Below are 12,866 nucleotides of genomic sequence, written 5' to 3'. Positions count from 1 at the left end.
TTGCCAATTATAACTATTATAATCCAAGTAGAACTCGTAGAATGACAGAGAAATTTAGCTAAGTTCATTAAATTCAACACCACTGAAACTTTTTAGTTCAATTAATTGCTTAAATTCTTCACCGCAAAACAAACCTATTCCATCTAATAATTTAGATTTAAATATCAATTTATTTTCTATGTCTGCATTAATAAATGCAAATTTTTTAAAACCACTCCTCAAGCCTTTAGAGTAATCCTCAATACATTTGTCAGGATCTTCTTTCCCAAAAACACGGAGGTTAAAAAGCATCATTTCCAAGCCATTTACTTCTATCTTAAGGAACTCACCATACTCATTTAAAAATTGGTGTAAGTAATCATAAGCTTCCTTTGATAGTATTAAGAATCCACCTTGGATATATATATCAACTTTTTCATAATCACCAGACAATGGCTTTATAGACATTACATCTGGCCAGATATTAAAAATACTGTCATTGTTAGCATGTAAATCAAAAATTTTAATCATAAACTCAGCTTCGGCAATGTCTGTATAGCCTTTTAATGATTGATACATTGAGTAAGGGTCAAAATCTAATATATCACCTTGGTCATTCTTACTATTAATTCTGTATACTTTCATGACTGTTATCCTAGCGTAGGGAAGTTACCGTCTTTTATTAGAATTTTGGCAATTCTTAATTCATTTATAAATTGGGTTCTATCATCTCTGAGCTCTTTACGCCCTAGGTTATCACCGAGCCAAGTTTCATATTTTTTAGTATGTATAGTCTTATGAGAAGGAGAATCTGGCGTAGCCCAATCATACTCTTTGCGACTAGGGTTGCTAAAAAGCCAAACTCCATTTTTAGCGTCGTTAATCCCAATACCATTGAAATGTAAGTTTAACCTTGCCCTCATCACTGCTGCCTGATCCCAACGACCTTTACAACATATTATGTGATGTGCTTCATGGCTGGCTGAAGGCTTCATTTCTCCTGCAGCTCTCAAATTATTTTGAAGAACTGCTGTAGGACGATATTTCTCCTCCATTTTCTCTTCAATACTTGTACTTTCATTCTTAGCTCTGTAAGAGGCTAATATTGCCCTCGCTTCTGCAGGTCTTAATATTTTTTCCCTTTCTTTTTTTAAATGAGCTATATCATTCGCCATAGCTTTCTTTGTATCCACACAATTTGGATTATTTTTTAGTAATGTCTGATAATGCTTCCTAGCTAGTAGTTCAAAATTGTAAAGCTGTAATTCTTGAGCGGAGGGATTCTGGGGGCGAGTTGGCATTGCATACATAAAACATTCCTTGTAATGTAAATATTCATATTGATTCTTATAATCCCACTTTTTATTTTTTTGTGCAAATCACAAGCGTGTTTGTTTAAAATTTCTTCAAAATCCGAGACATCAAATTATCTATACATAAAGGTGTTCAATCTACGAGTAATTCACTCAGACAATCGAAAAAATGTTAGGTTTTCCGAGTTCAATCACTAGGATAACTTAATCTTAAGGTTATTATCACGTTCTGTGCGCGAAGCTAGATAAATACAATATTTTTTAAAGACTAATTTTTAGACTTGTAAAGCTCTTATAAAATCAACTTTCTACAAGTATTTAAGAATCGAGAACCATCTGATTGTAAGGTTTTACAGGGTTATTTAAGGAAGAAGTAGTAATTAATGAATAGAAAGCTAGCTACTTAACTAATCCACTATAAGAATAAATAAAGTAGCTTTAAAATTATGAGCTACTGACTATTAAAGTTTTTGATAACTTCATATTTTATCTTTGTATTGGTGTACTCAAGGATTTTCAATTCCGCTCCTTTGTAAGCGATGATATTAGATTCAGACATGTCGTATTCGACGTTATTGCTAAAAGCGGGTCTAGCTAGGCTGTTGCTGAACTCTCGATAAGCAATGTTGATTTTGCTTCCAGACTTTCCATTATAAATTAGTGATCTTTGGAATGAATTAATACTGGTTATTGTATAACTATCATGCATAGTATACTTGGCTTCTTTGTAACAATTGTAACCTGCCGAATAACCTCCACCAGTAATTTGGAAGGGACATAGGTAACCACTACCCTTTTGTTTCTTGATCGTTATTCCGTTTGTAGCTAAACCACCTTTATCTGTAAATACTGAACTGTTACTATCAATGTACCAATCATACTCATCACTTTCTGCTGATTTAACATATAGATTTGAAGTACCATTATGAGGGCGATATGCACTACTTTGTAGTTCAATAGCTTCAGCTACACGTTTCTCCCCTTGGGTAAGCAAAATTTCTCCTACACTAACTTCGGTAACTGTTCCAAGTTGAGGTATACTAAAATCAGCAACAGTAAGTGATTGCTCCCTATAGTTTTTTGCGGCTGGCACAGAAACACAAGCCCCCAAGCTTGAAACCATCAAAGTTAAAAATAAACTATTTCTTATATACACGCCTATTTCCCTATATTAAAATTATTAATTTAAAGTGGCACACAAGTTTTCTATTATCAAGTTTAATACTCAAGGCGAGGAATTAACCCCTATAAAGCTGTTGACTTTTAGCCACCCCTAAGACCTTTGGCAAGATAGGATAAACGCCATATTACATCTTATTTAATATCGCGCTCACATTTTTGAATCTGTAAAAATGACAACCGCTTCTATTACTGTGAGAACAAAAAAGCCAGCTAAAGCTCAATGCTCTAACTGGCTGTTTTGTATCACTTTAAAGTGGTGGAGCTGGGGGGATTTGAACCCCGTCCGAAAAGCCTCGATTGTTACTTGCAACCAATAAAAACAATGAGTTACTTTATAATCAAAGTGTTAAATACTTATGTGGTCTACTTATATCTTGTATTATCTATCGCACTTGGGCAATATGTGGACATAAGGAACAGCTTAAGAAAAGGATTTACTTTAATGTCAAAACTGTACAAGTACATTGCCTCAGGTGATTTGAATAAGGTTTTCTCAGATATCACCAAATGTGGTTTCAAATGCTCATATCCAAAAGACTATAATGACCCTTTTGAGTTATTTCTAACAATAGACTATCGAAGTTCCCCTGAGAGATTAGCGTTTTATCAAGAATTAATAAATAAGGTACCTCAAAAACCTACTACTTGCTTTTCTCGGTCTCCAATAGTACCTCCTATGTGGGCTCATTATGGTGAAACATCATCTGGGTTCGTTATAGAAATTGATGAAGAAAGACTCAAAGAATCAAATGATCGCATTAACCTCAATGACGTTGATTATAGAAATGAGCCAAACCCTAAGCTTAACTTGTCATTTGATTTTGCTTACGGCCGAAGAAAACCAAGAGATATATACTTTTTTTTGCAGTCAATAATGCACTCCGCATATTTTACAAAAGCTACACTTTGGTCTTATGAAAGCGAAAGAAGATTAGTATTAGAAGATGAAGAAGTTGATGATAATTTAATTTTCACTTTTCCCTCAAGTTGCGTTACAGCTATTATTTCTGGTCCAATGGCCAAGGATAATTTAGTTGAATATGCAAAAATGTTATGTATAGATTTAGGTTGTAATTTTTATTCAGCATCCATAGGTAAAACCAATCCTACTTTTCACTTTTTCAACCCACAAGGTTTAACTTATAAGTTTGATGGTTCATCGATAAATTTATCGCCAAATAACTGCAATAATTGCAAAGAACCTATAGAGTCTGATAAAGAAAATTTATGTTCTTGGTGCGCTATCACTGATGAACATAGGTATGAAGCTTCTATAAACCCATTTAGAATGATGCATGATGTGGGTATTTTAGATGGATATTTAGATGGTGTAGGAAAAATACGAAAATAGGAAATCACTTACTAACAATTTGTAAATAAGGACTATTATGACTCAAGAATATAAAAATAAAATAGGTATACCTGAGACACATACCCTGAAGCTAATATCAACTGATAGAAAAGTAAAAAAAGGTGTGGATACTGATATATATGTCTATGATGAATTAGATCAGAATGGAGAAAAAGTAAACTCTTACACAATAAGTGATTCCACATCTATGTATCCTCCATTCAATAGAACTATAAGGTGGGAATAGTTAAACTCTAGGTCCAAACTTGATAGCATCTTCTAAATGACTTGGTGCAAAGTGCGCGTAAACCATGGTTTGCTCAATCTTTGCATGACCAAGTATCTGCTGTAGTACCAAAATATTACCTCCGTTCATCATAAAATGACTTGCGAAAGTATGCCTTAAAACATGGCTACACTGCCCTTTGGGTAAATTAATATCGGTTTTATTTACCGCCCTTTCAAAAGCTTTCCGACAATCAGCAAACAGTGGCCCTGACTTTTTAGGGATCTCATTAAACAGCTTTTCACTAATTGGCACAGTTCGGTTCTTTTTACCCTTGGTATTAATAAAGGTGATGCGGTAGCTATCGCCTGATTTTATAACCTGAGAACCTTTTAAATTACACGCTTCACTTATCCTACAACCTGTAGCTAAACAGATTTTAGACACGATTAAAATATGAGAATTAGTAGAGCGTTTTAATTCATTTAGCAAAGTAATTATTTCGTCTTCCATCAAAAATGAAAGTTCGGTTTGCTGTAATTTGAACGGTTTAATTTCAGCTAAAGGATTTGGATATTTTAACTCCCCTACTTCAATTAACTTATTAAACATACTCTTAATTAATACAAGGTCGTTGTTCGCAGTTTTCGGGCTTATTGGCGTTTCACCCGACATACGTTCACCACGCCATTTAACAAAATCTTTAGCCTGTAAGTTCATAGCAATTGGATTTTTCAGCGCTTCACAAATCATTTCTAATTTAGCTAAAGCCCGCTGCGGTGAAGCATAAGTTTGACCATGCACTTTGTACCAAAGCTGGACTAAATCAGATAAGTGACGGCTATCAATTTTTTCTTGTTTCCAAGGCTTATCCTCAGCCTCAGCAATAGTATAATTTACAAATCGTTGCGCCTCGCCGCGAGTAGGAAAAACCTTTCTAATTCTACGGCCAACAGCACCCCACGGACGAATATCAATTTTGTAACCACCATCAACTTTTTTGATTGTCATTTAATTTCTCAGGTATAAACATGCGTTTAATATGCAATTTCTTACGCAAGCTTAAACTATTACATACCTAAAACTAAACTGATTTCTCAATTCCCTTCATCACAATAACTGCTGTGCTTGTTAATTTATCTTTATTCAAATTAGGTAATATTCCAAGCTCAACACTCTCAGACAACCCCTCTACTATTTGTTCAAGTATGATTTTTTTATCAAAAACAGGAGCCTCAACTCCATACAAAATAAAGTCCATAGAAGCGCCTTTTTCATTACATGCTTGAACACATTGAGGGTATGGAATGGACTCTTTTTGAATCATCTGTGTAGCCCAATTTCTTTGTTTACCAAAGTAAATAGAAACATCACTCAATGTTTTAAACCCATAAATAAGCTTAATAGTTTCAACAACTTCCTTTGTACTTTTCAGTTCTTTTTTCATCAAAATTCACTTTTTCATTTTAGAAATCATATAAACATAAAAGGCATTACACGTACTTAAATGAAAGCCGTATAGAAAATCTGATTGTTTAATAAAGTATATCTCAAATAGGATATAAATTACATATCTTAGTATATCCCAAACAAGACATACGTTATTTATTGCAATATATTCTGCTTGAGATATATATAATATATCCCAAATAGGACATATTGTATATTTTATATATCCGTGTATTATATTTCATGTCTTCGAGAGCAAAGGATAGAGATATTAATCATGAATGAGAAACTTATTTTATCAATTCCAGCACCTATCCTGACATACCAAGAGTATGCACGATTACAAGGAATAACAGTAAAAGACGTTGTTAATGCCGTATTTGCAGGAAGATTGCCAACTTATACACCTCCATGCTCGCCAAGTGAAAACCCTGCAAGAGTAAAAAAGTATATCAACATGATTGCGCTTTATGCCGAAGCAGCCAAAGCCGCAAATATTGATATGGCCTTAACTTCAGATAAGCAGGTTTAGAAATGACTATCTTATCAGCTCAGCAATATTCAGAAATTTTCCCTCTAAATGCTGCAATAGGTTTAACTGCTAGCTTACGCTTTTCGAGCACTGAAAAAGATAGATTTGAACATATTTCAAAACCATTGAAAGAGCGTTTTTTTGATTTTGAATCATGGCGTAATCGTATTTTTGAGCGTCATTCAAACCTTGCACACATGATGACTACTGGATATTTTCTTGCTAAGAAATTTAATAATCTAGCAGAAGCAAAAAAGCGTTTAAAAGCAGCTGATAGAGTTCTAACGATTGGTAAATCTAAATATGGTCATATTAATTTATCTTGCTCTGATGATGAATTAATAGAAATTGCTGAGCAAAAAGCGCGTTACTGTGAACTAAAAATTATCAAACACGGTTATCAATTATCTATTTATCAATTACTTTCTGAATACTTAACCTCTTTTAATATACAGCCTACTGAATTAATTTCGCCCTATTGCACTAATTTATCCGCAGACTCACTTAAAGGTGCTTTAAATAGATTTGCTGACCCAATATTTTGGCGCCGCAAATTACGAAAGATTCAGGCATTCACAATTGAACAATTAGCTCGCGACTTACGACTTGTACATAAGAAAGCAAGTGCCTATGTCTCACAACACACTATCCAGAATCGTAGAGAAAGAAAGCGTAATTCAGCTGAAATAATGTCAAATTTATTTGTTGTACCAGATGGTGCTAACCCTTTTGATGAATTTGATACATTACAATCAATTATTGAACGTTCACATACATCAGGTAAACAACAAGCGGCCGAGCTTATGGTTCGTATCCGAGGCTTTGAAGAACTAGCTGATATGCACGGTCATCGTGGTGAGTTTTACACATTATCAGCACCTAGTCGCTATCACGCAGTCCATCACACTGGTATACCCAACAATAAATATAACGGCTCAACACCACAACAGGCTCAAGAGTACTTTAACGGTATTTGGAAACGTGCCCGCGCCTTATTCTCAAAACAAAATTTACGCCCTTATGGATTCCGTGTAGTTGAACCACATCATGACGGTTGTCCACACTGGCACATGCTTTTATTCATGGAAAAAGGGGATGCAATACAAGTTCGCGCAATTTTGAGAAAACTATGCACGGAAGATACCCCGACAGAATTTAGAACCAGTAAAACTCGCTTTAAGCCTATTAGAATTATCAAAAGTAAAGGTTCTGCCGCTGGTTACATAGCTAAATACATAACTAAAGCTGTGACTGGTGACAGTATTGATAAAGTGATTTGCCCTCAAGGTGGTGAAATGAAAATACTCCCAGCAGATGCCGCAGAACGAGCATCTACTTGGGCTAGCACTTTCGACATTAGACGTTTTCAGCAGATTGGTGGCCCCTCTGTCACCCTTTGGCGTGAACTTAGACGATTAGGCCAAGGTGATACTGGCAAATGTGAGGTTGCAAACGCAATGAATACAACTCTAGATACAGTTTCAAAGTATGCACTTGAAAAGGTTCGTCACGCTGCTGACTCATCAGATTGGAAAGCCTTTTGTTTAGCGATGGGTGGCGTACAGGTTAAGCGTAAAGAACAAACACTACGCATTCATTACCAAATTCCCGACATCGTTGACCGTATTACAGGTGAAATAAGCCGCTCAGAATCTAAATCTCCTTATTTTGCTACGAAATACGGAGACCAACCAGCTAATCGAATTTTAGGTGTTGCTTGGGATTCTATTGTTGTAATCACTCGCCGTGGTACAACTCAAATACTGACCGAAACTGACCTTAAAGCACAACGCAAAATCATGTGCGGTGTATCAGAACAAATACAAGGTTGGCACGATGACGGCCGCTTATTTTCACCTAGTGAAGAGGATATGCAGTTCCTAGAGTCTTGTGCAATCGAAGACTACCAAAACATGTGCTTATTCATGGACTACGAAGCTTTGGCTTCTAATGTTTCAAGCGACGAAGTCGCGCCCTTGGACTTGGACTTGTGTCATTAAGTGTAACTATTAATAAAATTAAACCCAAATGGAGAAATTATGAATATTGAAGGCGCTATTACAGACCTAGTAAAAGTTAACCGTACAGACGATAAAGGCGCTCCCCTGCCTACGACTGGTGAGTTTAAGCTACATACAAAAAACCCCGCTCAAATTTTATCTGTAAAGGTATCTGCTGATCAATTTAAAGATGGCACTTACGAATTACTTGGTAAATTTCAATCAGATCCTAACGGCTGGGGTTTGAAGCCTGTGATATTGAATATTGAGTATTACGAGGGAGCTAATGTTGCGCGTCAGATGGATTGGAAAGGTTTCCGTCTACATAGCTTACCAACTGAATCTAAACAGACTGTAAAGCAATAATGACTCAATGCGTAATCGTTAACGCCAAAAACACCCTTGAGGCTGCAACTGGTAGTGATTGCGATTTTGTTCTTGTTACACAAGCTGAGTTTTTAGAGCTCCAGCAACACGGATTAGTAAACGTTCTGAATGAATTGTTTGCTTTTGACTTGGCCACCTTTGGCCTAATAAACACAGCGGCTTTAGTCGCTTTTATAACTGCTCATTGTATCGGTCGTGTAGTCCGAGTAATGGGCAAAACTTAACTCCTATAAGGAATATCAACATGAAAAAATTTAAAAATATCTTAGCTACAAAACGTGCTAAAGCAGGACTTTTAGTTACCTCAGCTCTTGGTTCAGCATCTGCTTTTGCAGTTGATCACACTGCCGCGATTGATGCCGCTGTTGCCGATGGAACAACTAACTACACGGCAATTATTACAGGTGTAATTACCGTTGCAGCCGTTGGCTTTGCTATTGGCATGATTATTCGCCAGTTCAACCGTTAATAATGGTTACTTCAATTGGCCTTGCTTGCTTCCTTGTTTGGTGCTTTGTAGAGGGCTTTTCAAGCGGCGTAAGAGCTAGTTAACAATGGCGGGTAAAACCGCCATATCCTAACGTCATTTCACACTGTTTTGACTAACAATTAAATACCAACTTATTTGCAGCATGGTTGCTTTTATATGAATTGTATCTGCTTTTATGTTTGTTAAAAAATACATGGATTATATATGACTGATTCAAATGAAGATTTCATTCAAAAAGAGCTTGAAGATTACGCTATACGTCATAAGAAACGATTGATTCTCCGTGAAAATTCGCAATCTCATGAGCAATTTAATAAACCTTATATGGGTTTCATTATTTACTTTATGGTTTTGATATCACTTAGTATTTTTTCTTTTGTTTTTTATGACATTTTTACTAATGGAATTTAGCTTTATTAACGTCATTTCACACTGTTGGTAATATTAATGAAACTATTAATTAAAATACTAGCGCTTAATTGCGCTTTTTTTTGCTTCAAATCTTACTCAGCTGATAAAATTCCAGCAATTAATGAAGGTATATATACCTATGAGTGTGATTATGAAGATAGCACTTTCAGGGTAACTGAAAATAATTTTTCAGAATGTGAAGCTGTAATAAAGAATGGGATCTTAGTCTATGGTTATTTTCCATCAGTGCGCGAAGGTTTTTCGCAATATCAGCCAACCTCAGCACCAACCTGTAGTTACAGAGATTTACTTAATGATGGTAGTAATTATTTTGTTACTTGCTCAGGTTCTTTTGAGTCAGCCCCTCTAGACCCCGAATCCACCGAAAGCCCAAAACGATGGACTAGTGAAGTTATAGGTAAGCTATCTGATAGGCAGCAAGACTCAGAATCTTTTTTATGCCCTGACCCAAACTACCCTAACGGCCCTACTGAATACAACCATGAAATGTGGTGTTATGAACTAGAGCAAGAATTAGATCCTGATTGCCCAGCCCCTACAGATTCAGACCCTTTTGTATTTGGTACAGGCTCTGGACAAACTAGCATATGTTTTCCTGTTTCAGATGGTCGTCAATGTGAGATTAAAACCGATGTTAATGGAGGTTATTATGTTCCTGTTTCTTTTGGCTCTATTGAACCAGTTCCGTGCACACCAGACCCTGAACCAGAACCAGACCCTGAACCAACAGAACCTCCAGATACAAGGCCTCCGCCAGAAGATACCGACCCAACTGTAAGCCCCGATACAATGGGTGCTTTAAACAAAGTAAATAAAAACTTAGATTCTATAAACAAAAATATGATTAGTGGATATGAATCAAATGATGAACGCCTAGATCGTTTAGCTAAAGAGACTCAAAACTCAAATGAACTACTTTCATCAATTAAAAAAAACACATTAGAAGATAATGACACTTTAACTGATATCAAAACAGGTCAAGCCAACACCAACAACTTACTTGAAAAAATAGAAAAAAATACTGCACCTGAGAGCTTTAGTTTTTCAGCTAATCGCAAGCAAGGCGGCTTAAACGATATTTTTACTAATGAAGATATACAGCAAATAAAAACTGAGATTGAAGAAAAACAGACTGAATTTAATGAATATATTGAAACCATAAAATCAGAGTCTTCTAGTCTTTTTACGTTAGATACTTCTATTGCTGGCGGTTACCAAGAGCACAAAATAGTTGTTAAAGGTGTAGAAATCGAAACGGGTATTTCTCGTTTTTCTGACTTCTTTAAACTTATTTCAGGTGCAATTTTACTTGTTGCAACACTAACCGCTCTTTATATATTGCTAGGGAAAAATGGCTAATGAAAAACCTTATTTTATTAATTTTCTTTTTATTACCTCTATTTACTTTTGCTGATACCTACGAGAGTGCAGCTGGTGCAGCAAAATCATTTGGTGATTACATTACTGATTTTTGGGATTTCTTTGATAATGATGTACCAAGTTTTTTTGATAGGGCATTAGCTTTTATCGTTGAAAAAGTAACGTTAATTAGAATAACCATGGAAATACAAACAATGAAATTAGCATGGACTACAGCTAAGGCCATCATGGAAAATTTTCAAATCGCATCAAAACTAGCAAGCGCTATAAGTGTTTTGCCTCAAGATGTAAAAGGCGCTTTAGTAGATTTAAGGATTTTAGACGGTGTAAATATTGTTCTTCAAGCATATGTAGCTAGATACGTATTAAGGTTTTTATAATGGCTTCCTCAATTTTTCATGGTGCACCAGGTTCTTTTAAATCTGCTAGCGCTACTTGGTTTGAAGTTCTTCCAGCTTTAAGAAAAGGCCGCTTAGTTGTTACGAATATAGAGGGTATTTTACCGCTCGATGAAATTGAAACTGAGTTACAAGAAACCTTTCCTGAAACTGCCCAACTTTGGCGTTTATCGTCACAAAATGAAGAAGGTCAGCACCTTTGGCGTAATTGGTATCATTGGATGCCTACGGGTGCACTTGTTTTAATCGATGAAGTGCAAGACGTTTACCCAACTGAATCAACCTTTAAACCAGAATCTTGTAACTATAAACACATTGATAATTACAAAAATTTGATACCCGAGCATTGGTATTCATATCATTATGAGCAGCTAGAAAGCTTTAAACCTGAAAGTTTAACTAGTGGCGACACAGACGATTTAGGGAAGGAGTTATTCAATGAACATGGCCACATTATTTACCCCAAAACACTCAAAGAATGTTACATGCGACACCGCAAATACAACTGGGACATTATCGTCTGTACTCCCGACATTACCAGCGTCCACAAATACATTCGGAACGTCAGCCAGTATGCCTATGCGCACAAATATTTTGACGGACTCGCAAAACTCCCTTACTACTACAGACGGCCAAGAATCTTTGAGCACAACCCAAAACTTGACGGTAAAACACCAACCAAAGGAACAATCCTCACTTGGAAAAAAATCCCAGTCGAAGTGCACAAATGCTACAAGTCGACCGCTACCGGCGGTATTACAAAAGGACAAGGTAAGAATTTCTTATTCAGTCCTATTTTTGCCTTTCCAGTTACTATTGTCTTTTTGTGCCTATTGTATTGGGTATGGTATTTTTCCAGTGCTGAAACAAGTGTGGAAACTAACCAAGTCACCACTAATCAAAGCTTTGAAAGTGTTAAAAAAGATACTGGTTCTAATAGTCGTAATGTTAATAATCAGATTCCTCTTAGTGAGCCTGTTTTTGTAAATTTACCGTACGGTGCAACTGATATTTTTGTTACTGGTATACAAGAAGTGAAGCGGCCAGACCGAACACATCGAGAATATATTTTTGAATTTATAACTGAAAAATATGGTGTATTTAGTATCGACTCATACGAGCTAGCTAGTATGGGTTTTAGTATTCAGTATTTTAGTTCGTGTAATGTTCTTATCAAAAATAGTGCTATTGCTTATCGTGCACTATGCAGCCCAAACCCTTATGAACAACCAAAGCAAGAAAATGAAGATTTAGAAACACCTTCTTTATTTTCATCTCTATAAACAGATGAAATTATGCCGCCAAGCGAAGCCTGAGCGTAGCGGCATAATTTTATCTGTTTTATATTACTAATCATTACCTAATGCTCAACTAACAAGAATAACCGAAGTTTACTTTTTGATTGCAAAACCTTTTCCTAGTTACCAGCCGGCTATTTAGAAATGATTGCATAAATGGCCTTTTGTCCAGGATTAATACCCTAGTTTAGATTGCAATTTATGCGTTTACGCATGTAGGCCACAGGCAAAAATCAAATTGAGCACCGTACTTTATTGGCCGCAGCCGCGAAGCGTTCTATTACCAATCATAAGCACAAAACCCGAGCGCAGCGCGCTCCCTTCTGATAAGCCTTTCTTTTGGGGAAATACAATTTAAATCTGTTTAATATTATCGATGTGGGCACTAAGTGGACAAGTGCAATAGAAATAAAAAAGCCAGTTAAAGCATAATGCTCTAACTGGCTGTT

General features: G+C 36.0%; 15 protein-coding genes. 10 read left to right on the top strand and 5 right to left on the bottom strand.

The features are described from left to right. Window positions 1–54: 54 nt before the first annotated feature. The 3 genes from L3Q70_RS06005 to L3Q70_RS05995 all read right to left on the bottom strand — a co-directional run bounded on the left by L3Q70_RS06005 (window position 55) and on the right by L3Q70_RS05995 (window position 2,448). Window positions 55–624 (bottom strand): hypothetical protein, encoded by a 570-nt coding sequence (locus tag L3Q70_RS06005; protein ID WP_237115071.1) that lies wholly within the window; start codon window positions 622–624, stop codon window positions 55–57. Window positions 625–629: 5 nt separating this feature from the next. Continuing rightward, complete coding sequence (locus L3Q70_RS06000) at window positions 630–1,289, bottom strand: AHH domain-containing protein (RefSeq protein WP_237115070.1); 660 nt, start codon at window positions 1,287–1,289, stop codon at window positions 630–632. A gap of 454 nt (window positions 1,290–1,743) precedes the next feature. Then, window positions 1,744–2,448, bottom strand: a complete 705-nt coding sequence (locus tag L3Q70_RS05995) for a hypothetical protein (RefSeq protein WP_237115069.1) — start codon at window positions 2,446–2,448, stop codon at window positions 1,744–1,746. Window positions 2,449–2,916: 468 nt separating this feature from the next. Here L3Q70_RS05995 and L3Q70_RS05990 point away from each other — a divergent pair, with 468 nt between their 5' ends. Next, window positions 2,917–3,825, top strand: a complete 909-nt coding sequence (locus L3Q70_RS05990; RefSeq protein ID WP_237115068.1) for a DUF2971 domain-containing protein — start codon at window positions 2,917–2,919, stop codon at window positions 3,823–3,825. A 37-nt stretch (window positions 3,826–3,862) separates the two neighbouring features. Beyond that, window positions 3,863–4,072 carry a hypothetical protein gene (locus tag L3Q70_RS05985; RefSeq protein WP_237115067.1) on the top strand — a complete coding sequence of 70 codons (210 nt, stop codon included), beginning with the start codon at window positions 3,863–3,865 and terminating at the stop codon, window positions 4,070–4,072. On the opposite strand, the gene L3Q70_RS05980 is transcribed toward L3Q70_RS05985, so the two are convergent. Then, entirely contained in the window at window positions 4,073–5,062 is a 990-nt protein-coding gene (locus L3Q70_RS05980) for a tyrosine-type recombinase/integrase (protein ID WP_237115066.1), read from the bottom strand. It lies immediately after the preceding gene. A 73-nt stretch (window positions 5,063–5,135) separates the two neighbouring features. Continuing rightward, entirely contained in the window at window positions 5,136–5,498 is a 363-nt protein-coding gene (locus tag L3Q70_RS05975; protein WP_237115065.1) for a hypothetical protein, read from the bottom strand. Window positions 5,499–5,777: 279 nt separating this feature from the next. Between L3Q70_RS05975 and L3Q70_RS05970 the strand changes: the two genes are divergently transcribed. From L3Q70_RS05970 to L3Q70_RS05935, 8 genes are all read left to right on the top strand, one after another. Continuing rightward, window positions 5,778–6,032 carry a DNA-binding protein gene (locus L3Q70_RS05970; protein WP_237115064.1) on the top strand — a complete coding sequence of 85 codons (255 nt, stop codon included), beginning with the start codon at window positions 5,778–5,780 and terminating at the stop codon, window positions 6,030–6,032. A gap of 2 nt (window positions 6,033–6,034) precedes the next feature. Further along, the gene (locus L3Q70_RS05965) at window positions 6,035–8,032 is read left to right on the top strand and encodes a replication endonuclease (RefSeq protein ID WP_237115063.1); all 1,998 of its coding nucleotides are present in this window, start codon (window positions 6,035–6,037) and stop codon (window positions 8,030–8,032) included. A gap of 39 nt (window positions 8,033–8,071) precedes the next feature. Continuing rightward, a complete protein-coding gene (locus L3Q70_RS05960; protein ID WP_237115062.1) occupies window positions 8,072–8,398 on the top strand; it encodes a hypothetical protein in 327 nt (108 codons plus the stop codon). A gap of 265 nt (window positions 8,399–8,663) precedes the next feature. Next, entirely contained in the window at window positions 8,664–8,888 is a 225-nt protein-coding gene (locus L3Q70_RS05955) for a hypothetical protein (RefSeq protein ID WP_237115061.1), read from the top strand. A gap of 225 nt (window positions 8,889–9,113) precedes the next feature. Next, window positions 9,114–9,320 carry a hypothetical protein gene (locus L3Q70_RS05950; protein ID WP_237115060.1) on the top strand — a complete coding sequence of 69 codons (207 nt, stop codon included), beginning with the start codon at window positions 9,114–9,116 and terminating at the stop codon, window positions 9,318–9,320. 36 nt (window positions 9,321–9,356) lie between these two features. Then, window positions 9,357–10,700 carry a hypothetical protein gene (locus tag L3Q70_RS05945; RefSeq protein ID WP_237115059.1) on the top strand — a complete coding sequence of 448 codons (1,344 nt, stop codon included), beginning with the start codon at window positions 9,357–9,359 and terminating at the stop codon, window positions 10,698–10,700. Then, window positions 10,700–11,101 (top strand): DUF2523 family protein, encoded by a 402-nt coding sequence (locus tag L3Q70_RS05940; RefSeq protein WP_237115058.1) that lies wholly within the window; start codon window positions 10,700–10,702, stop codon window positions 11,099–11,101. The genes L3Q70_RS05945 and L3Q70_RS05940 overlap by 1 nt, the downstream gene beginning before the upstream one ends. Beyond that, complete coding sequence (locus tag L3Q70_RS05935; protein WP_237115057.1) at window positions 11,101–12,402, top strand: zonular occludens toxin domain-containing protein; 1,302 nt, start codon at window positions 11,101–11,103, stop codon at window positions 12,400–12,402. Before L3Q70_RS05940 ends, L3Q70_RS05935 begins: the two co-directional genes overlap by 1 nt. The last annotated feature ends 464 nt before the right edge of the window (window positions 12,403–12,866 follow it).

Source organism: Pseudoalteromonas sp. CF6-2, from assembly GCF_021729425.1.
Taxonomy (GTDB): domain Bacteria; phylum Pseudomonadota; class Gammaproteobacteria; order Enterobacterales; family Alteromonadaceae; genus Pseudoalteromonas; species Pseudoalteromonas arabiensis.
The sequence above is the reverse complement of the archived record's forward strand: the minus strand, read 5'-3'. Positions and strand labels throughout refer to the sequence as shown.

Coding starts and splice junctions, on each gene's coding strand:
- L3Q70_RS05965 (WP_237115063.1), top strand. CDS start 6,035: ATGACTATCTTATCAGCTCAGCAATATTCAGAAATTTTCCCTCTAAAT.
- L3Q70_RS05975 (WP_237115065.1), bottom strand. CDS start 5,498: ATGAAAAAAGAACTGAAAAGTACAAAGGAAGTTGTTGAAACTATTAAG.
- L3Q70_RS05960 (WP_237115062.1), top strand. CDS start 8,072: ATGAATATTGAAGGCGCTATTACAGACCTAGTAAAAGTTAACCGTACA.
- L3Q70_RS05970 (WP_237115064.1), top strand. CDS start 5,778: ATGAATGAGAAACTTATTTTATCAATTCCAGCACCTATCCTGACATAC.
- L3Q70_RS05955 (WP_237115061.1), top strand. CDS start 8,664: ATGAAAAAATTTAAAAATATCTTAGCTACAAAACGTGCTAAAGCAGGA.
- L3Q70_RS05990 (WP_237115068.1), top strand. CDS start 2,917: ATGTCAAAACTGTACAAGTACATTGCCTCAGGTGATTTGAATAAGGTT.
- L3Q70_RS06005 (WP_237115071.1), bottom strand. CDS start 624: ATGAAAGTATACAGAATTAATAGTAAGAATGACCAAGGTGATATATTA.
- L3Q70_RS05985 (WP_237115067.1), top strand. CDS start 3,863: ATGACTCAAGAATATAAAAATAAAATAGGTATACCTGAGACACATACC.
- L3Q70_RS05980 (WP_237115066.1), bottom strand. CDS start 5,062: ATGACAATCAAAAAAGTTGATGGTGGTTACAAAATTGATATTCGTCCG.
- L3Q70_RS06000 (WP_237115070.1), bottom strand. CDS start 1,289: ATGTATGCAATGCCAACTCGCCCCCAGAATCCCTCCGCTCAAGAATTA.
- L3Q70_RS05940 (WP_237115058.1), top strand. CDS start 10,700: ATGAAAAACCTTATTTTATTAATTTTCTTTTTATTACCTCTATTTACT.
- L3Q70_RS05935 (WP_237115057.1), top strand. CDS start 11,101: ATGGCTTCCTCAATTTTTCATGGTGCACCAGGTTCTTTTAAATCTGCT.
- L3Q70_RS05945 (WP_237115059.1), top strand. CDS start 9,357: ATGAAACTATTAATTAAAATACTAGCGCTTAATTGCGCTTTTTTTTGC.
- L3Q70_RS05950 (WP_237115060.1), top strand. CDS start 9,114: ATGACTGATTCAAATGAAGATTTCATTCAAAAAGAGCTTGAAGATTAC.